A 257-nucleotide genomic window follows, 5' to 3' on the forward strand; every position below is an offset into this window, starting at 1 on the left:
GTCCATCCGCCGCCTCCAGCCCGACCCGTGGCACTCCACCGTCGCCGACTTCAAGGTCGGGGATGTCATCGATGGCACGGTCACCAAGCTCGTCAACTTCGGCGCGTTCGTGCGCGTTCGTGACGGACTCGAGGGTCTGATCCACATCAGCGAGCTGTCCCACCAGCGCGTCGCCCACCCGGGGGACGTCGTCCACGAGGGCCAGTCGCTCAAGCTCAAGATCATCTCGCTCGACTCCGAGCGGCACCGCCTGGGGC

1 protein-coding gene is annotated in these 257 nt (G+C 67.3%); it reads left to right on the plus strand.

The annotated features are described in order from the left end of the window. Positions 1 to 257, plus strand: a 257-nt coding sequence (locus SAZ04_RS22470) for a S1 RNA-binding domain-containing protein (RefSeq protein ID WP_332699903.1), incomplete at both ends; no start/stop codon positions are given.

This window comes from Halalkalibacter lacteus, assembly GCF_036663595.1.
Lineage (GTDB): Bacteria > Bacillota > Bacilli > Bacillales > Bacillaceae_D > Halalkalibacter > Halalkalibacter lacteus.